This is a genomic window from Streptomyces sp. NRRL F-5630 (genome assembly GCF_000719475.1).
Taxonomy (GTDB): Bacteria; Actinomycetota; Actinomycetes; order Streptomycetales; family Streptomycetaceae; genus Streptomyces.
Map to the genome: position 1 here is coordinate 44,683 of NZ_JOGO01000018.1, position 18,051 is coordinate 62,733.

The following is an 18,051-nucleotide window of genomic DNA, read 5'->3' on the forward strand; positions in this document are numbered from 1 at the left end:
GGGCCCGAAGGCCCCTTTCGTACCGGTCTCGCGCATTCCGTTTGGGCTTTCGGGCCGTCAACGGGGACACTGCCTTGCGTGACGTCCCGTATCCCGCGCGACTCCAGGCTCCGACTCGTCGGCCGCGCCCCGCTCGCGGCTCCCATCCGTACGGTCGCGGAAGGGCGGCCACGCCGTCCCGCTCCCCGCCCGCCGGAGGGCACCCCGCCACCCGCCGAACTGGCTCGCGCGGCCCGCGCCGTCCTCGCGGGCGCCGCCGCGCTCGCCCGCTGGAGCGCCGAAGCCCTCCGCCCCGCCGCCACCGGCCCCCTGCGCACCGCGCCCGCGGCCCCCCGCGGCCACGAGGCCACGCTCAGCCCCGCCCAGACCGGCGAGGCCGCGGCGGCGCTCGGGCTGCGCCCCGCCGAGGTGCGCGCCCACTGGGACGCCGCCCGGCTCGCCGGTCTCGTCGAGACCCACGGCGGCCACGCCCGCCCCGGCTGGCGGTTGCGCGCCTGGGACCGCGACGACATGGCGGTCCTGCGCGGCTGGGTCGCGCTCTTCGACGCCTGGTCGCTCTTCCACCCCGCGCACGCCGAGTCCGCCACCCCCATCGACCCCACCGCCGTCGCCGAGGTCGTCGAGGCGATGCCGCAACTCCTCTCGGTGCTCCAGCTCTCGGCCGGTACGGCATCCCGCGAAGAGCTGCTCGACCTCCTCGAACAGCGGATCACCGAGCTGCGTGACGCGCGTTGCGAACTGCCCGCGCCCGGCCTCACGACGCCCTCACCGGCCCCGCTGCCCGAGTTGTTCGACTGGGCGCTCGACCGGCTCGCCGGCGTCGGCGCCCTCACGCTGCCCGAGGGGGACAGCGGGGAGATCGCGCTCACCCCGCTCGGCAGCTGGGCGGTGTGGGTCAAGCTCGAACAGATCTGCGTCGCCGCGCAGTCCCCGGCCGGGAACATCGAGCAGTCCGCCGAGGACATGCTGCGCGGCTGCGTCCGGCTGCGCCCCGGCGAGGCCCGCGCCGAGTACCGCGCCTGGATCGCGGCCCGCACCGTGGGCACCGCCGTGCAGGAACTCCTCGACGCCGCGCGCGGCGACGACGCGCTGCTGCGCCAGCTCGCTTTCGAAGCCCTGCGCGCGGTCGGCGCCCCCGCCGAGCCGGGCGTGCGCGAGGTCAGCGACGAGCTGCCGCTGCGCCCCTACGCGCTGCTCTGGCTCGCCGAGCAGGAGGGCGGCGACGCCGAGGACGCGCACGCGCTCCTCACCCGCGAGGAGTCGACCTGGCTGTGGATCGACACGGCGGCGGCCCTCAACGACCACGGCGACACCGAACTCCTCGTGCGGCACATCGAGGCCGCGCACCAGCCCACGATCCCGGCCCTGCTCGACGAGGTGCGCGCGGCGGGCCACCCGCTCACCGTCCAGGTCCTCCTGGCCCTGGCGGCGGCCCACCCCGATCCGGCGCTCGCCAAAGCGGTCCGCAGAGCGGCTTTCCAGGTCCACACAGGAGGCTGAGCGACGCGCGGTCGCCGTCCCGGAAGGCCGGTTCCCGGCCCCTCCGGCGGCCGGTGAGCGGGGCCCGGGGCGGGGCCCCGCGCGGTCGGCCGCGGCAAGGGCATGCTTCGGGCCCCGGTTAGACTGGAGGGCATGGCCCTCCTCCTTGCGCATTAGCGCGGCGGCGTTCCGCCTCACCTCGCCCGACCGCCGTCCCACACGCCCAGGAGTACGTCCATGATCACCGCCACCGGCATCGAGCTGCGCGCCGGCGCCCGCATCCTCATCGAGAACGCCAGCTTCCGCGTCGCCAAGGGCGACCGCATCGGCCTCGTCGGCCGCAACGGAGCGGGCAAGACCACGCTCACCAAGTGCCTCGCGGGCGAGGGCCAGCCCGCCGGGGGCACCATCACGAGCTCGGGCGAGGTCGGCTACCTCCCGCAGGACCCCCGCACCGGCGACCTCGACGTCCTCGCCCGCGACCGCATCCTCTCCGCGCGCGGCCTCGACGTGACGCTGCGCAAGATGCGCGAGAACGAGGAACGCATGGCGAACGGGCAGGGCGCCACGCGCGAGAAGGCGATGAAGCGGTACGAGCGCCTGGAGACCGAGTTCCTCACCAAGGGCGGGTACGCGGCCGAGGCCGAGGCCGCCACGATCGCCGCCGCGCTGAGCCTGCCCGACCGTGTGCTCGGGCAGCCGCTGCACACTCTCTCCGGTGGTCAGCGCCGCCGCATCGAACTCGCCCGCATCCTCTTCTCCGACGCGGACGTCCTCCTCCTCGACGAGCCGACCAACCACCTCGACGCCGACTCGATCGTGTGGCTCCGCGACTACCTGCGGACCTACCGCGGCGGCTTCATCGTGATCTCCCACGACGTCGAACTGGTCGAGACGGTCGTCAACAAGGTCTTCTACCTCGACGCGAACCGCTCCCAGATCGACATCTACAACATGGGCTGGAGGCTCTACCAGCAGCAGCGCGAGGCCGACGAGAAGCGCCGCAAGCGCGAGCGGCAGAACGCCGAGAAGAAGGCGTCGGCGCTCAACGCGCAGGCCGACAAGATGCGCGCCAAGGCGACCAAGACCGTCGCCGCGCAGAACATGGCCCGCCGCGCCGAACGCCTGCTCGCCGGGCTGGAGGACGTGCGCCAGTCCGACAAGGTCGCCAAGCTCCGCTTCCCCGACCCCGCGCCCTGCGGCAAGACCCCGCTCACCGCCGAGGGCCTGTCGAAGTCGTACGGGTCCCTGGAGATCTTCACGGACGTGGACCTCGCGATCGACAAGGGCTCCCGCGTCGTCATCCTCGGTCTCAACGGCGCCGGGAAGACGACGCTCCTGCGCCTCCTCGCGGGCGTCGAGAAGCCCGACACCGGCCAGGTCGTCGAGGGCCACGGCCTCAAGCTCGGCTACTACGCGCAGGAGCACGAGACGCTCGACCCCGAGCGCACGGTCCTGGAGAACATGCGCTCCTCGGCGCCCGACCTCGACCTCGTCGAGGTGCGCAAGGTGCTCGGCTCCTTCCTCTTCTCGGGCGACGACGTCGACAAGCCCGCCGCGGTCCTCTCCGGAGGCGAGAAGACCCGTCTCGCGCTCGCGACGCTCGTCGTCTCGGCCGCCAACGTCCTCCTCCTCGACGAGCCGACGAACAACCTCGACCCGGCCAGCCGCGAGGAGATCCTCGGCGCCCTGCGCACGTACAAGGGCGCCGTCGTCCTCGTGACCCACGACGAGGGCGCCGTCGAGGCGCTCTCGCCCGAGCGGATCATCATGCTCCCCGACGGCATCGAGGACCTGTGGGGCGCGGACTACCGCGACCTCGTCGCCCTCGCCTGAGCCGCCCCGCCCCGCTCCCGCCCGTCCCACCCGCGCGATTCCGTCCCCTGGGGCGCACGGGATCACTCCCGGCACGGCCGCATGATCGATAAGTGCTCGATCATTCGGCCGTGCCGGAACTCCATCATCTGGGTGAGAACACCTCGTATCGGGGAGTGTCGGCGCGTGATGCCCCCGTTCCCCCGACGCACTGCGGCCTTCTCCGCCCGCACCGCTCCCACCAGCGGTTTCCCTGGTCGGCGCGGTGCGGGTACGCGATGGCGCCCGGGCGGAACCACGCCTTCCGCCCCTGCGGAGCGCAGTGCTTTGCCCAGAGCTGCTCCGCTGGACCTTGCCGAATGGGTGGCCAGGATTGCCGACAGGGGTGATCATGAGAGTCCAGAGCGCACTTCCCACGAGGAGGCACGGGTGGCCGAGACTCTGAAGAAGGGCAGCCGGGTGACCGGCGCCGCGCGCGACACGCTCGCGGCAGACCTGAAGAAGAAGTACGACGGCGGAGCGAGTATCCGCGCACTGGCCGAGGAGACGGGCCGGAGCTACGGATTCGTCCACCGCATGCTCAAGGAATCGGGCGTGACGCTGCGCGGACGCGGCGGAGCGACCCGGGGCAAGAAGACGAGCGGCGCGAGCTGAGCAGTCGCCGCACGTCCCGACCCCTCGCGGCACCTCGCGAGGAGCGGGCCCCACGCGGTGGCCACCCGGGTGTCCGGACCCCCGGCCGGGTGGTTACTGTGCAGTCACTTACGACGGCACAGGCACCCGGAGGCCCGCGATGACCACCCCTTCCCAGGACACTGCACGCCCCGCACCCGGCGACACCGTCTTCGAGGAGGACGGCGTACGCCTCGCGGTGCGGGACGACATCGCCGCCGTCACGCTGACCAACCCGGCCAAGCGGAACGCCCAGACCCCCGCGCTGTGGCGGGCGCTCGCGCGGGCCGGACGGGAACTCCCCGGCAGCGTGCGCGTCGTGGTGCTGCGCGGCGAGGGCCAGTCCTTCTCCGCGGGACTCGACCGGCGCGCCTTCACCCCCGAGGGCTTCCCGGGCGACATCTCCTTCTTCACCCTCGCCAAGGCCCCCGAGGCCGTACTCGACGAGACGATCGCCTCCTACCAGGAGGCGTTCACCTGGTGGCGGCGCCCCGACCTCGTCTCGGTCGCCGTCGTCCAGGGCCATGCCATCGGCGCGGGCTTCCAGCTCGCGCTCGCCTGCGACCTGCGCGTCTGCGCCGAGGACGCGCGCTTCGCGATGCGCGAGACCAGCCTCGGCCTCGTCCCCGACCTCACGGGCACGAGCCCCCTCGTCGGCCTCGTCGGCTACGGGCGCGCGCTGGAGATCTGCGCCACGGGACGGTACGTCGAGGCGCCCGAGGCTGCCCGTATCGGCCTCGCCAACCTCGTCGTGCCCGCCGAAGGGCTCGACGCGGCCGTCACCGAGTTCACGGCCGCCCTCCTCGCGGCGCCCCGGAACGCGGTCAACGAGACGAAGGCGCTCCTCCAGGGCGCGGTCCACCGCTCCTTCGACGAGCAGCGTGCCGCGGAGCGCCAGGCCCAGGCCCGCCGCCTGCGCGAGCTGATGGGCGGGGAGTAGCGGCCGGACGGGGAGGAGCCGAGGCCCCTCGGGCCCCCGTGCGGCCCGCGCCCCGTACGGCCTCACCCCGTGGGGCTCCTCACCCCCGCCAGCCCGTGACCAGCACCGCCACCTCCGCGTCCGCGCCGAGCACCCCGGCCACCGCCCCGCGCACCGCGGCGACCGTCGCGGGCAGCGCGTGCGCCCCCGAAGCGGTCAGCTCGATCCGTGCCGCCCGCCTCCCGTCCGCCGCCGTCCCGAGGCGCACGGCGCGCCCGCCGGGGCCGAAGCGCCGCGCGAGCCCCGCGACACCGGGCACGGCGAGCACCGCGCGCCCCACCGCCGCCTCCTCCCCGTCCCCGCCCGGCACCTCGTCCCCGGCGTCCCCGCCGGAGGACTCCTCCTCGCGCGGCGAGGGCTCCGGCGCCTCGTCGAGCAACTCGGCGACCCGCAGGTCCACGGCCACCACATCGAGCCCGAGAACGCCGCGGGCCGCCTCCGCGAGCACCGGGCGCAGTGCCTCCGTCACCTCGCCGATCGACCCCTGGGCGTGCACCCCGCACGTCGCCGTGAGCACCAGCGGCCCCGGAGGGGGAGCGGTCGCGGGGGCGGGGAAACCCGCGCCGAGGGCAGGGCGCCCCCCCTCGGCCGCCGTGAAGGACACCTTCCCGAGCCGGGCCCCCGACACGCCCTCACCCGTCCGGCGCAATGCCGCCGAAGCGGCCGATTCCGTGAGCCAGGCCCCGCCGGCCGCCCCCGCCAGCGGCAACAGCCTGCCCAGCGCCAGCTGATCACGTACTGTCCGGTCCCATCGCCGTTCCGTCATGGGCCCAGGGTGCCGTACGGGGCGCCGCGCCCGGCGCGCGAAGCGGCGTGTGGCCGCTTAATGTGCTCGAAGGAGTGCCCCTTTCGAGGAAGGCAGGAGCCCCATGAGCGAGAACACGCAGAGCCAGAGCGGTGGCGAGGCCGCGGTGCGCGGCAAGACCACCATCGACGACGGCGTCGTCGAGAAGATCGCCGGGCTCGCGGCCCGCGACGTCTACGGTGTGCACGCGATGGGCAGCGGCGCGGCCCGCACCTTCGGCGCGATGCGCGACCGTGTCCCCGGCGCGAGCAACACGAAGTCCGTGACGCGCGGCGTCAAGGCCGAGGTCGGCGAGAAGCAGGCCGCGATCGATCTGGAGATCGTCGTCGAGTACGGCGAGCGGATCGCCGAGGTGGCGCGCAACGTCCGCGAGAACGTCGTCACGGCGGTCGAGCGGATGACGGGCCTGGAGGTCGTCGAGGTCAACATCCTCGTCAGCGACGTCAAGCTGCCCGACGAGAGCGACGACGAGGACGACAACTCCGGCTCGCGCGTCCAGTGACGCGGGGCCGGGTCGAACGGGAGAGGACACCATGAACTGGGCCGCGCTCGGACTGATCGTCGGCATGGCGCTGGGCTTCGCCGGGTATTTCGGCGGCTTCGGCGCGTTCGTGCTGGTCGCGGCGCTGGGCGCCGTCGGCTACGTCGTGGGCCGGTTCCTGGAAGGGGACCTGGAGCCCGGGGAGTTCTTCCGGCCGCGCGATCGCGGCGACCGGCGGTGAGGGGGAGTGCAGGGTCAGGACGCCGTCGAGCCCGCTGAGCGCGGCTCGACCCGTATCGCCGACCGCGTCGTCGCCAAGATCGCCGCACAGGCGGCCCGCGAGGCGATCGCTCCCCCGCCACGGGGAGCCCGTGCCCCGCGCACGGCCGTCTCCGTGAACGGCGACAGGGCCCGCGTGCGGGTCAGCGTCGAACTCGCCTACCCGGGCCACCTCGGCGCCCAGTGCGGCGCGGTCCGGCACCGCGTCGCCGCACGGGTCGGCGACCTCGCGGGGATGCGGGTCCCCGAGGTCGCCGTGCAGGTCGAACGGCTGCACCTCACCCCGCGGCCGTTCCCCGCATCCGTACCACCGGCCGGGCCCCCGCCGGAGGTTGAGACACCGTCCCCGGAGGCAGCCCCGTGAGCACCGCGGACAGCCCGCGCCCGCCGGTCCTGGAGAAGACGGGCTCCCACGCGGCGCCCCGGCCCCTGCCCGACCCGGACGCACCCCCCGTGACGCGGGCCGGGCGCTTCTGGTCGGCACGCCGCGTCCCCGCCGTACTCCTCGCCCTCGTCCTCACCGGCGCCTCGGGTCTCTTCCTCTACGACGTCGTGGCCGTGCGCGCCGGGCACTCGGCGATGAGCTGGCGCAAGGACCTCGCCCAGGGGCTCGCGGAGCACCGCCTGGACAACACCTGGGTCCTCGTCGGCGCGGGCATCGCCGCCGCGCTCGGCCTGTGGCTCCTGTTCCTCGCCCTCACCCCCGGGCGCCGCCGGCTCCTGCCGATGCGCAGGCCCTACGAAGGGGTGCGCGGCGGACTCGACCGGGAGGCCGCCGCGATGGTCGTACGGGACCGGGCCACGCAGGTCTCCGGGGTCCGCTCGGCCCATGTCAGCGTGCGCCGCCGCAAGGTCAAGGTGCGCGCGCTCGCGCACTTCCGCGATCTCGACCAGGTACGGGCCGAACTCTCCCAGGCCCTCGGCTCCACCCTCACGGAACTCGGCCTCGCCCGCACCCCGCGCCTCGTCGTGCGGGTGCGGCGCCCGGGGAAGGACTGAGCGGCATGTTGCGCACCCTCAACCGCGTTCTGCTCGCCCTCGCGGGCCTGGTCCTCATCGCGCTGGGCGGCTCCGTCCTCGCCGTGGGCTACGGCGTGCGCCCGCCGCACTGGTGGGTGCACCAGGGCGCGCACGACGTCCTGTTCACGGCGGGGGAGCGGACCCGCTGGCGCCAGGAGGGCTGGTGGTGGCCCGTCGTCATCGCCGCGCTCGCCGTGCTCCTGCTGCTCTCCCTGTGGTGGCTCGCGGCCGGGCTGCGCCGCAGGCACCTGTCCGTGCTCCCGCTCGACACCGGCGACGACGAGGACAGCGCGCAGCTGCGCGGCTCGGCACTCGAACAGGCCCTCGGCGCCCACACCGAGCGCCTCGACGGCGTCGAACGCGCCCGTGTCCGCCTCCGCGGCCGTCCGGGCTCCCCGGTCGCCCACCTCCACCTGACGCTCGCCCCCGACGCGGCCCCGCTGCTCGTCCAGCACCACGCCGTGACGGAGACGCTGAAGGCGGCGAAGGAGGCGACGGGCCAGGAGAACATGCGGGCGGAGGTCCGGATGAAAGGCGTCCCGCACGGGGCGGAACGGGTGCGGTAGCGGGCGGTGCCCTCCTCGCCCCGCGCAGTGCTCGCGGACACCGGCCGTCGTGGACCACGGTCCTCGTGGACCACGGCCCTCGCGGTCGCCGGGCCGTCAGAAGCCGTGCCGCGCCCCGCCGTCGACGGGCAGCATCACCCCGGTCACGTAGGACGCGGCCGGAGAGAGCAGGAACGCCGTCGTGCGCCCGAACTCCTCGGGTGTCCCCAGCCGCCCCAGCGGAATCCCCGACGGATCGGCGGGCCCTCCGTGCAGCTCACGGATACGAGCGGTGTCGATCTTGCCCGGCAGGACGCCGAAGACGCGGATGCCCCGGGGGCCGAGTTCGCTCGCGAGGGACTTCGCGACACCCGCGAGGGCGGGGCGCAGGCCGTTGGAGAGGGTGAGCCCGGGAATCGGCTCGTGCACCGAGGACGAGAGCACGAAGCCGATCGCGCCGCCCTCGCCCAGCTCGGCCGCCGCCGTGCGCGCGAGCCGCACCGCGCCGAGGAACACGGACTCGAAGGAGGCGCGCCACCCCTCGTCGTCCAGGTCGCCGAAGAAGCCGGGCGGCGGGCCGCCCACGCTCACGAGGACTCCGTCGAAGCGCCCGAACCGCTCCCGCGCGGTCGCGACGAGCCGGCCGGGCAGCACGGGGTCCGCGTTGTCCCCGCCGACCCCGACCGCACCGGCCCCCAGCCGCGCCGCAGCGGCGTCCGCGCTCTCCTGCTTCCTGCCCGTCACGACGACCTTCGCGCCCTCGGCGACGAGCGCCTCGGCGGTCGCGTACCCGAGACCCCGCGTCGCACCGGTGACCGCGAACACGCGGTCCTTCAGTCCAAGATCCATGGGGCCATTCTTCACCGGCCCCGCCCCCGGACCGCCCCGGGGTCAGCCCGCGGCGAGGGGGCCCGCGCTCCCGCCGTGCCCCGAGAGCCCGAGCGCCGTGCCGACGAGACCGATGTGGCTGAACGCCTGCGGGAAGTTGCCGAGCTGCCGGCCCGTGCGCACGTCGTACTCCTCCGCGAGCAGTCCCACGTCGTTCGTGTACGAGAGCAGTTGCTCGAAGAGCGCCTTCGCCTCCTCGGTGCGTCCCGCGAGATGCAGGGCGTCGGCGAGCCAGAAAGAGCACACGAGGAAGGCGCCCTCCTCGCCCGGCAGCCCGTCCACCTCGCCCTGGCCCGGGCTGTACCGCAGCAACAGGCCGCCCTCCGCGCCGAGTTCGTTCCGCACCGCCTCGATCGTGCCGAGCACGCGGGGGTCGTCGGGCGGCAGGAACCCGGCGCGCGGGATGAGGAGGAGGGCCGCGTCGAGCCCCTGCGAGCCGTACGACTGCGTGAAGGTGTTCCGCACCGGGTCGTAGCCCTTCTCGCACACCTCCGCGTGGATCGCGTCCCGCATCCGCCGCCAGCGTGCGACGTCCCCGCCGAGCTTCGGTTCGGCCTCCAACGCCCGTACGGTGCGGTCGGCGGCGACCCAGGCCATGACCTTGGAGTGCACGAACTGACGGCGCGGACCCCGTACCTCCCACAGGCCCTCGTCCGGTTCCCGCCACGCCTTCTCCAGGTACTCCATGAGTTTGAGCTGGAGCTGCCAGGCGTGGTGCTTGGCGGGCAGGCCCGCGCGATCGGCGAGGTAGAGCGAGTCGATGACCTCGCCGTAGACGTCGAGCTGGAGCTGGTGGGCGGCGTCGTTGCCGACACGCACGGGCGCGGCGCCCTGGTAGCCGCTGAGCCAGGGCACCTCGAACTCGGGGATGCGCCGCTCGCCCCCGAGCCCGTACATGATCTGCAGCGTCGAGGGATCGCCCGCGACGGCGCGCAGCAGCCAGTCGCGCCAGGCGCGCGCCTCGTCGAGGTACCCGGCGGCGATCATCGCGCCGAGCGTGAGCGTCGAGTCGCGCAGCCAGCAGTAGCGGTAGTCCCAGTTGCGCACGCCGCCCGGCGTCTCGGGCAGCGAGGTCGTGGGCGCGGCGACGATCCCGCCGGTGGGCGCGTAGATGAGGGCCTTGAGGGTGATGAGGGACCGGACCACGACCTCGCGGTAGGGGCCCTCGTAGGCGCACTGCCCGACCCACGCGCGCCAGTCGGCGAGGCTCTCCTCCAGCGCCTTGTACGGGTCGATGAGACGCGGGTGCTTCTTGTGCGAGGGGTACCAGGTGAGGACGAAGGCGACCTTCTCGCCCGCCGTGAGCGAGAACTCCGCGTGGGTGCTGAACTTCTCACCCCAGCTCGGCACTTCGGGCTCGCTGCGCAGCCACACCGCGTCGGGACCGGCGACGGCGACCCGGTGCCCGTCCACCTTGCGCATCCACGGCACGATCGAGCCGTAGTCGAAGCGCAGCCGCAGCGTCGAGTGCATCGTCACCTCGCCGTCCAGGCATTCCACGATCCGTACGACGTCGGGTGCCTTGTCGCGCTGCGGCATGAAGTCGGTGACGCGGACCGTGCCGCCGGGCGTCTCCCACACGGAGTCGAGGACGAGCGAGTCGGTCCGGTAGGAGCGGCGGGTGCAGTCGCCCTCGCCCTTCGGGGCGAGGAGCCAGTGCCCGTTCTCGTGCGAGCCGACGAGCGCGGCGAAGCAGGCCGCCGAGTCGAAGCGGGGCAGGCACAGCCAGTCCATCGAGCCGTCGCGCCCGACGAGGGCGGCGGTCTGGTGGTCGCCGATCAGGGCGTAGTTCTCGATGGGCTGGGTGCTCTCGGTACGTGTGGCCACGGGAAGCGGCTTCCCCGCCGCCCACGCGCCCAACCGAACGCACGCCCAAAAGGCCGCACCTCGCGCCGGACGTCGCGGCACGCGCCCCGGCGGGCGGGGTCCTGGGGGGCGGACCCTGGCGTGCGCGGGCCTCGGAGGTGGCGCGTCCCGGTGGGGGTGGGCCCTCGGCGGGCCGGGATCTTAGCGGCCCGGGCTCTTAGCGGGCCCGGACGCGTGGGCCGGGCTCAGACCCCGGCGGGCTCCGGCTCCGCCGCGTCCGCGTCGGCCGCCTCGCGCGCCGCCGCCTCGCGGTCGCGCCGCTCGCGCCGCACGAGGATCCACCAGCCGACGGGAACGGCCGCCGCGAACATCCACCACTGCACCGCGTACGCCATGTGCGGGCCGATACCGCTGTGGTCGGGCTCGGCGAGGAGCTGCGGCGTGTGGCCCGAGGGCTTCGGGTCGATCTGCTCGATGTAACCGCCGAGGACCTGCCGGTGCAGGCGCGCGCTCTCCTCGGCGCTGTCGATCAGCATGATCTGGCGCGGGGGCAGGTCCTTGAGGTTCTTGATCCCGCTCGCCGCGCTCGTCTCGTCCGCCTTGAGCCGCCCGGTGACGGTGACCTCCCCGGCGGGCGGCGCGGGGATCTTCGGGAACTCGGTCTGCGCGCCGTCCGCCGGGATCCAGCCCCGGTTGACGAGCAGCACCTTCCCGTCGCGGAGCTCGAGCGGGGTGAGGACGTGGAAGCCGATCGAGCCGTCGTTGTTGGTACGGCGGCGGACGACGACCTCGTGCGCGGTGTCGAAGCGGCCCGTCCCCGTGACGCGACGCCACACCTCGGGCGTCGGCACCGCGTGCCCGGGGGAGGTCAGCTCCTCGACGGGCACCGGCGGGGCCTCGACCGCCGCCGTGATCCGTTCGTTCTGCGCGACCTTGTGCTCGTGACGGTGGAGCTGCCAGAAGCCCAGCTCGATCATCACGGGGATCAGGACGAGACCGACCAGGGTGATGATCAGCCACTGCCACGACAACAGGAAGCGGTACACCCCATGACGGTACAACTCGCCCGTCCCGTCCCCGGCGGGAGGGGGTGGGTCCTGCTCCGCGCGCTCAGCCCTCCACACGCTCCGCCGGTGCCACGTCCCGCAGGAGCTGCCCGAAGGCGGCCTCGTCGATCACGGGGGTGCCGTACTGCCGGGCGCGGACCGTCTTCGACGTGCCCGAGTCGGGGTCGTTGGTGACGAGCAGGCTCGTGAGCCGCGAGATGCTGCCCGCGACGTGCAGCCCCGCCTCCGTCGCCCGGTCCTCCAGGAGCTCGCGCTCCGTCGACGTGTCGCCCGAGAAGGCGACCCGCATCCCCTGCACGAGCGGCTTCCCGTCCTGCCAGCGGCCCGGATTCGGGTACGGGCACGCGGGGCGCTTGCGCGAGGGCCGCCAGTTCCCCGCCGCCGGGCGGGACCCGTACGGGCTCCCGTACTGGCGGCCGATGACCGGCCGGGCCGGGCTGTCGGACCACTCGGTGAGCGGCCGGCACTCCAGGAGCGGCAGCCGTACGCCCCCCAGCGCGGCGGCCCGCAGGCTCGGCCGGAACGCCTCGGCGAGGACCCGCGCGTCGTCGAGCGCGTGGTGCGCGCGGCGCTGCTCCACACCGAAGTGCGCGGCGAGCGTCTCCAGCTTGTGGTTCGGCAGCGGGAGCGCCAGCTCCTTGGCGAGCGCGATCGTGCACAGCCTGCGCCGCACCGGGGCCGTGATCCCCGCCCGCGCGTACTCGCGCGCGAGCATCGACCAGTCGAAGACCGCGTTGTGCGCGACGAGGACCCTGCCGTCGAGCCGCCGGGACAGCTCCTCGGCGACCTCGGGGAAGAGCGGCGCGCCCTCCAGGACCTCGCTCGTCAGACCGTGTATCCACACCGGGCCCGGATCGCGCTCGGGATTGACCAGCGTGTACCAGTGGTCCTCGACCTCGCCGCGCGCGTCCACGCGGTACACGGCGGCGGAGACGATCCGGTCGTCGCGGGCCAGACCGGTCGTCTCCACGTCGACCACCGCGTATCCCTCGGGATAGGCGGACGGCCAGGAGGTGTCGGTCGTACGGTCTTCGAGCATGGTCACTGAGGATACGGGGCCGGTCCGACACCGCCCGCGACCGCGCCCCGGACCCGTACCGAATCAGGCGTGATGTCCTGATTGCGCGCCGCACCGCGCTGGACGCCCGTTCGCCGCGCGGTCGTAGGGGAACTGGCGTGCGGTCAGCGGGGGCGCATGCAACCGCCCCTGGGTGTGTGCGGTCGGGCGACCGCCGTCGGGGCGCGGCCGGACGGGGTCGCGCCACCGGGACACGGGGCCCCGCCGAAAAGCCCGCTGCGCGCCCCGTGGGATGTGAAGATCGCGCAATGACTGACGGAGAGCGGGAAGGGCGCCACGAGGAGAGCCACGGCGGGGCGCTCGGCACCAGGCTCAACTGGCTGCGTGCCGCCGTGCTCGGCGCCAACGACGGCGTCGTCTCCACCGCCGGGCTCGTCGTCGGCGTCGCGGGCGCCAGCGCGGGCCGGGGCACGCTCCTGACGGCGGGCCTCGCGGGGCTCCTCGCTGGGTCCATGTCGATGGCGGCGGGCGAGTACGTCTCGGTGAACACCCAGCGCGACGCCGAGAAGGCGGCACTCGCCGTCGAACGGCGCGAACTGCGCGAGGACCCGGAGGCCGAACTCGACGAACTCACCCGCCTCCTCGCCGAGCGCGGCCTGAGCCACGACGTCGCGCGCGAGGCCGCCGAACAGCTCACCGCGCGCGACGCGCTGCGCGCCCACGCCGACGTCGAACTCGGCATCGACCCGGACGCGCTCACCAACCCCTGGCACGCCGCCTGGGCCAGCTTCCTCGCCTTCACCGCCGGCGCCCTGCTCCCGCTCCTCGCCATCGTGCTGCCCCCCGCGAGCGCCCGCCTCCCCGTCACCGTCTGCTCCGTCCTCGCGGCCCTCGTCCTCACCGGCTGGGCCAGCGCCCGCCTCGGCGGCGCCCCGCCCGGCCGCGCGGTCGTGCGCAACGTGGCGGGCGGCGCGGCGGCGATGGCGATCACGTACGCGGTGGGGGTGCTGCTGGGGGCGACGGGGGCGTGAGCGGGGCAGAGCGTACGGGCGCGGAGGGCCGAGAGCGCGCGGGGTCGGGGGAGTGGATCCCCGCCTCCCTCGACTCCCCTGCGACCACGGCGACTTACCGCAAGTAATACTCGTCGGTAACGACCCCTGTCCAAGCACCGCGCGGCGGCCTTACCTTGCCCGTATGCCGAACCTGCCCGATGTCGTGCTGTGGTCCGTCCCGGCGTTCGTCCTGCTCACCGTCGTCGAGATCGTCACCGTGCGCCTCCACCCCGACGAGGACGACGCCGGGTACGAGGCGAAGGACGCGGCGACGAGCGTCACGATGGGGCTCGGGAGCCTCGTCACCGACTTCGTCTGGAAGATCCCGATCGTCGCCGTCTACTCCGCGCTCTACGCGCTGACCCCGCTGCGGATACCGGTGCTGTGGTGGACGGTCCTCCTCATGCTCCTCGCACAGGACTTCTTCTACTACTGGTCGCACCGGGGCCACCACGTCATCCGCGTCCTGTGGGCCTGCCACGTCGTGCACCACTCCAGCCGCGCCTTCAACCTCACCACCGCGCTGCGCCAGCCCTGGACGAGCCTCACCTCCTGGCCCTTCTACCTGCCGCTCATCGCGCTCGGCGTGCACCCGGCCACGCTCGCCTTCTGCTCTTCGGCGAACCTCGTCTACCAGTTCTGGATCCACACCGAGCGCGTCCACAAACTGCCCGCGCCGGTCGAGTACGTCTTCAACACGCCCTCGCACCACCGCGTCCACCACGCCTCGCAGGGCAGCTACCTCGACCGCAACTTCGGCGGCATCCTCATCGTCTGGGACCGCCTCTTCGGCTCCTTCACCCCCGAGACGGAACGCCCCGTCTACGGCCTCACGAAGAACATCACGACGTACAACCCGCTGCGCGTCGCGACCCACGAATACGTGGCGCTCGCCCGCGACCTGCGCGCGGCCCGCACATGGCGCGACCGGCTCCGGCACCTGGTGAACGGGCCGGGGTGGCGACCGGGGGAGGCGGCGGCGAACGGTACGCGCGCGGACGCGCTCCCCGCCGCGAGCCCGGCGTCGGCTCCGAGCCCGGCCGCCACCGAAGTCGCCGGGTGACGCGTCCCGCGCCGTCCCCCTCTCGACACGTCCCGCCCCCTGACACGCCGCGCTCGCCCAAGAGGCGGCGCGCGGCGACGGGTCCGAACGCGGGCATGAAGCGGTGTCACCCGGACGTCCGGGCGCCGGATCAGGAGATCTGGAGGACTCGTGGTGCCGGTGAGCGCCCTTCGGCGAGGAGCGCACCCAAGTGTCCGCGACCGCCGCGGCGGCCTGGACAGGCAGCGGCTTCGTCTCCGGTACGGAGGACAGGACCGGACTGACGCAGCTGGGGGCCCGCGCCTACGGCGGCGGTGTGGCGGCCGGGGCCTTCGGCAAGGCAGTCGGGGGCGGCACGTTTCGCGGCGCCCTGAAGGCGAGCCCCGTCACGGTCAGCATCCGATAGACGTTGGGTAACGGAGCCCTGAACTTCGGGATGTCGTGGGCCGGCTGCGGAACGGGTAGCCTCGGGAAGGCCGCATACTGTTGAGCAGGGGAAACGAGAGAAAAGTGAAGCCTCGCGCACTGCGGAGGAAGAGCCTGTGGATCCTCTCGACGCTCGGCTGCTGCGGCCTGCTGGCACTGATCCCGGTCATCTGGGTGGCCGGGGCGGATCAGGGCGACTCCACGGGTGACTCACTCATGGTGTGCTCGGTACTGCTGGGGATCTGCTGGGCCCTGATTCGCATCGGCAGGAGCCGGGTGGAGGTGCGCGAGGGCGGGCTGGTCCTGATCGACTGGTGGCGGCGCGAGTGGGTGCCGTGGGGCGCCTACACGCGGGTCGACATCCGCGAGGGATTCGTCATCGTCAGCCGCGGCGAGCGGGAACACACGCTCGCGGGCCTCGGTTCCTCCCTCGTCGAGGAGTCTTTCGAACGACGCGGCAAGGGCGTCCTCAGCAGGATGAAGCGGGAGATCCGCGAAGCGAGGGCGACGGCGTCCCCTGAAGCCCTGCGAGACCGGGACGTGCTGGTGCGGAGCTGGGAGTGCATCCCCGCCGATCTGCTCCTGGCGCAGGTGCTGGTGTGTCTGGTGCTCACGCAGACCGGCGTCGTCCCCATGTGAGGCGACCGTTCTGTGTGACACCTCAGGCGGTCTGATCCCTCCGAAGGTCCTCTTCCCTGCCCGGCAGGGAAGAGGACCTTCGTGCGCCGGGATTTCGCTCTCGCACCCGCGCGCTGCGTGCCGTCTGGGCACGGTGACCGACGCCAAGGGCTGGTCCGGCTCCTGCCCGGCCGGCAACCTCGAATTCGACGTGAAGGCCAACACCGTCAAGGCGGCCGCGGGCAAGTGGGCCACCATGACCTTGGGCCTGCGGGCGAGCGAGTCGGACACCTACGGCTGGAAGAAGTTCGACGCGAAGACGGCAGTGCTGTCCACGGAGTACAACTCGCCTCCGGCCGTGCCCTCCGGTCTCGACACCGTCCCGAGCACCAAGAACCAGGCGGGTTGCGGAAACACCGCGCCCTATGGGCTGATCGGTGACACCGACATCCAGCTCACCGCGAAGGGCAGCGACCCCGACGGCGGTGCGGTGCAGGTCAAGTTCCATCTCTGGGCCACCGGCCACCACCCCAACGACGACCCGAAGGGCGTGCTGATCGTCAACCAGACGGTGACCGTCACCTCGGGAACGGTCGCCAAGCTGACTGTCGCCAAATCCAGACTGACGCCCTATCTCGCGGTGGCCAAGGGCAACTTCTCCTGGAAGGCCCAGGCGTCCGACGGCTCCCTGACCAGCGATTGGAACCCGACCACGGGCGCCCCCGGCTGCCGTTTCGTCTTCGACCCCGAGCGTCCCAGCACCCCGCCGTCGGTCGTCTCGGCGCAGTTCCCCTCCGGTGACAGCGGCTGGCCGACGCAGACCGGCACCGTCCGCACCAAAGGCGCCTTCGTCGTCGGCCCCGGCGGCGCGGGCGACATCGACTCCTACGAGTACTGGTCCACGGTGGACCCGGCCGTGCGGAAGGCGAGCCCCGCCGCGGTCAACGGTCCGGTGACTGTGGAATTGACGCCCACGAAGGCCGGCCCGCATCACCTTTACGCCCGCAGCCTGGACAAGGCCGGCAACCGCTCCGACACCCGCGCCTACCTGTTCTACGCCAACGGCTCGCAGGTGGACGACAAGGACGGAGATCTCAACGGTGACGGTCACCCCGACCTGTGGGCTGTCGACGGCTCCGGGACGCTGAGGCGCTACTTCGGCGACGGTACCGGCAACGCCATCGGCGCCAGCGCGCCCGCCTCCGCATCCGGCTACCTGACGGACACCCTCGTCACCCGGCGCGGGGACTGGACCGGCGACGGCTACGAGGACCTCATCACCCTCGCGCGCGACCCCGCGACGGGGAGGGACCGGCTGTGGGTACGGCCCAACGACGGAGCGGGCGGGCTCGACATCGGTGACAGCCGTGAGCTGCGCGCCTGGGAGAGCGTCAACGACCACTGGCAGGGCGCGGACCAGATCCTTGCCGTCGGGGACGTCGACGGACCGCTCGACATCGACGGTGACGGCGCCATCGGCCCTGACGACCGGCCGGGTTACCCCGACCTGCTGGTCAAGAAGGGCGACGAGTTGTGGCTCTGCTTCGGCTCTGCCTCCGGCTACCTGGACGAGCACATCGACCAGCCGCCGGTCCTGCTCGGCAGCGGAGGATGGGCAGGACTCGACCTCGCCGCGCCCGGCAAGGTCAGCGAGGGCGCCGGGGGCACCGGAATCGTCGCGAGGGACCGCAGCGGCGGCCAGCTCTACCTGTACGCGCCCACCGGGCCCTCGGGCGAAGGGCTCGGCACGGAGGCCGGCCGCACGCAGATCGGCACGGGCTGGACAGCGACGGCGCGACCGCTGTACACCGTGGTGCCCGACATCCGGGGGGACGAGAAGGCCGGCGGCTGGTCCGTCGCGAGCACCGGAGAGTTGCTGACATACCCCGTCATGAGCGGACCGGGCACGCCCATCGCCACCGGCTTCGGCGCCTTCACGTCCCTGACCTGACCCGGTACCGAGCCGGACCGGTCACCGGCTCGGGCTCTGCTTCACAGGGACCCACCGCGCGAGACGCGCGCGCCTCGCGCGGTGGTGTCCTCGTTCTGGCCGTCGTAC

19 protein-coding genes are annotated in these 18,051 nt (G+C 73.4%); 14 read left to right on the plus strand and 5 right to left on the minus strand.

Going from position 1 to position 18,051, the window contains the following annotated elements; translation table 11 throughout:
• Window positions 1-78 precede the first annotated feature (78 nt).
• The 4 genes from IF99_RS0111430 (at window position 79) to IF99_RS0111445 (ending at window position 4,906) form a co-directional block, all read left to right on the plus strand.
• The gene (locus IF99_RS0111430) at window positions 79-1,500 is read left to right on the plus strand and encodes a hypothetical protein (protein ID WP_030996297.1); all 1,422 of its coding nucleotides are present in this window, start codon (window positions 79-81) and stop codon (window positions 1,498-1,500) included.
• A 216-nt stretch (window positions 1,501-1,716) separates the two neighbouring features.
• Window positions 1,717-3,315 carry an ABC-F family ATP-binding cassette domain-containing protein gene (locus IF99_RS0111435; RefSeq protein WP_030996298.1) on the plus strand — a complete coding sequence of 533 codons (1,599 nt, stop codon included), beginning with the start codon at window positions 1,717-1,719 and terminating at the stop codon, window positions 3,313-3,315.
• 408 nt (window positions 3,316-3,723) lie between these two features.
• Window positions 3,724-3,948, plus strand: a complete 225-nt coding sequence (locus tag IF99_RS0111440; RefSeq protein ID WP_009064022.1) for a helix-turn-helix domain-containing protein — start codon at window positions 3,724-3,726, stop codon at window positions 3,946-3,948.
• 139 nt (window positions 3,949-4,087) lie between these two features.
• Complete coding sequence (locus IF99_RS0111445) at window positions 4,088-4,906, plus strand: enoyl-CoA hydratase/isomerase family protein (protein WP_030996299.1); 819 nt, start codon at window positions 4,088-4,090, stop codon at window positions 4,904-4,906.
• A 79-nt stretch (window positions 4,907-4,985) separates the two neighbouring features.
• Here the strand turns inward: IF99_RS0111445 and IF99_RS0111450 are convergent, their stop codons facing one another.
• A complete protein-coding gene (locus tag IF99_RS0111450) occupies window positions 4,986-5,711 on the minus strand; it encodes a hypothetical protein (RefSeq protein WP_030996300.1) in 726 nt (241 codons plus the stop codon).
• A gap of 103 nt (window positions 5,712-5,814) precedes the next feature.
• Between IF99_RS0111450 and IF99_RS0111455 the strand changes: the two genes are divergently transcribed.
• Genes IF99_RS0111455 through amaP form a run of 5 tightly spaced genes read left to right on the plus strand, consistent with a single transcriptional unit; the run spans window position 5,815 to window position 8,096 of the window.
• Window positions 5,815-6,252, plus strand: a complete 438-nt coding sequence (locus IF99_RS0111455) for an Asp23/Gls24 family envelope stress response protein (protein WP_030996301.1) — start codon at window positions 5,815-5,817, stop codon at window positions 6,250-6,252.
• Between the two features lie 31 nt (window positions 6,253-6,283).
• Window positions 6,284-6,472, plus strand: coding sequence for a hypothetical protein (locus IF99_RS0111460; protein WP_030996302.1), 189 nt, complete (start codon window positions 6,284-6,286; stop codon window positions 6,470-6,472).
• A 6-nt stretch (window positions 6,473-6,478) separates the two neighbouring features.
• Window positions 6,479-6,874: a hypothetical protein gene (locus IF99_RS0111465; protein WP_030996303.1), complete on the plus strand. Its 396-nt coding sequence runs from the start codon at window positions 6,479-6,481 to the stop codon at window positions 6,872-6,874.
• Window positions 6,871-7,509, plus strand: coding sequence for a DUF6286 domain-containing protein (locus tag IF99_RS0111470; RefSeq protein WP_030996304.1), 639 nt, complete (start codon window positions 6,871-6,873; stop codon window positions 7,507-7,509). Before IF99_RS0111465 ends, IF99_RS0111470 begins: the two co-directional genes overlap by 4 nt.
• A 5-nt stretch (window positions 7,510-7,514) precedes the next feature.
• Complete coding sequence (amaP, locus tag IF99_RS0111475; protein ID WP_030996305.1) at window positions 7,515-8,096, plus strand: alkaline shock response membrane anchor protein AmaP; 582 nt, start codon at window positions 7,515-7,517, stop codon at window positions 8,094-8,096.
• A gap of 96 nt (window positions 8,097-8,192) precedes the next feature.
• Here amaP and IF99_RS0111480 read toward each other — a convergent pair whose 3' ends face one another.
• From IF99_RS0111480 to IF99_RS0111495, 4 genes are all read right to left on the minus strand, one after another.
• Complete coding sequence (locus IF99_RS0111480) at window positions 8,193-8,924, minus strand: SDR family oxidoreductase (protein WP_030996306.1); 732 nt, start codon at window positions 8,922-8,924, stop codon at window positions 8,193-8,195.
• A gap of 42 nt (window positions 8,925-8,966) precedes the next feature.
• Window positions 8,967-10,790 (minus strand): glycoside hydrolase family 15 protein, encoded by a 1,824-nt coding sequence (locus tag IF99_RS0111485; RefSeq protein ID WP_030996307.1) that lies wholly within the window; start codon window positions 10,788-10,790, stop codon window positions 8,967-8,969.
• Between the two features lie 224 nt (window positions 10,791-11,014).
• Window positions 11,015-11,815: an SURF1 family protein gene (locus IF99_RS0111490; protein WP_030996308.1), complete on the minus strand. Its 801-nt coding sequence runs from the start codon at window positions 11,813-11,815 to the stop codon at window positions 11,015-11,017.
• Window positions 11,816-11,879: 64 nt separating this feature from the next.
• Entirely contained in the window at window positions 11,880-12,875 is a 996-nt protein-coding gene (locus IF99_RS0111495) for a DEDDh family exonuclease (protein WP_030996309.1), read from the minus strand.
• A 287-nt stretch (window positions 12,876-13,162) separates the two neighbouring features.
• Here IF99_RS0111495 and IF99_RS0111500 point away from each other — a divergent pair, with 287 nt between their 5' ends.
• The 5 genes from IF99_RS0111500 to IF99_RS0111520 all read left to right on the plus strand — a co-directional run bounded on the left by IF99_RS0111500 (window position 13,163) and on the right by IF99_RS0111520 (window position 17,943).
• Window positions 13,163-13,885 carry a VIT1/CCC1 transporter family protein gene (locus tag IF99_RS0111500; protein ID WP_030996310.1) on the plus strand — a complete coding sequence of 241 codons (723 nt, stop codon included), beginning with the start codon at window positions 13,163-13,165 and terminating at the stop codon, window positions 13,883-13,885.
• A 163-nt stretch (window positions 13,886-14,048) separates the two neighbouring features.
• The gene (locus IF99_RS0111505) at window positions 14,049-14,969 is read left to right on the plus strand and encodes a sterol desaturase family protein (protein WP_030996311.1); all 921 of its coding nucleotides are present in this window, start codon (window positions 14,049-14,051) and stop codon (window positions 14,967-14,969) included.
• 190 nt (window positions 14,970-15,159) lie between these two features.
• The gene (locus tag IF99_RS0111510) at window positions 15,160-15,354 is read left to right on the plus strand and encodes a hypothetical protein (RefSeq protein WP_030996312.1); all 195 of its coding nucleotides are present in this window, start codon (window positions 15,160-15,162) and stop codon (window positions 15,352-15,354) included.
• Between the two features lie 104 nt (window positions 15,355-15,458).
• The gene (locus tag IF99_RS0111515) at window positions 15,459-16,013 is read left to right on the plus strand and encodes a hypothetical protein (RefSeq protein ID WP_030996313.1); all 555 of its coding nucleotides are present in this window, start codon (window positions 15,459-15,461) and stop codon (window positions 16,011-16,013) included.
• A 133-nt stretch (window positions 16,014-16,146) separates the two neighbouring features.
• Entirely contained in the window at window positions 16,147-17,943 is a 1,797-nt protein-coding gene (locus IF99_RS0111520) for an FG-GAP repeat domain-containing protein (protein WP_234340667.1), read from the plus strand.
• Window positions 17,944-18,051 lie beyond the last annotated feature (108 nt).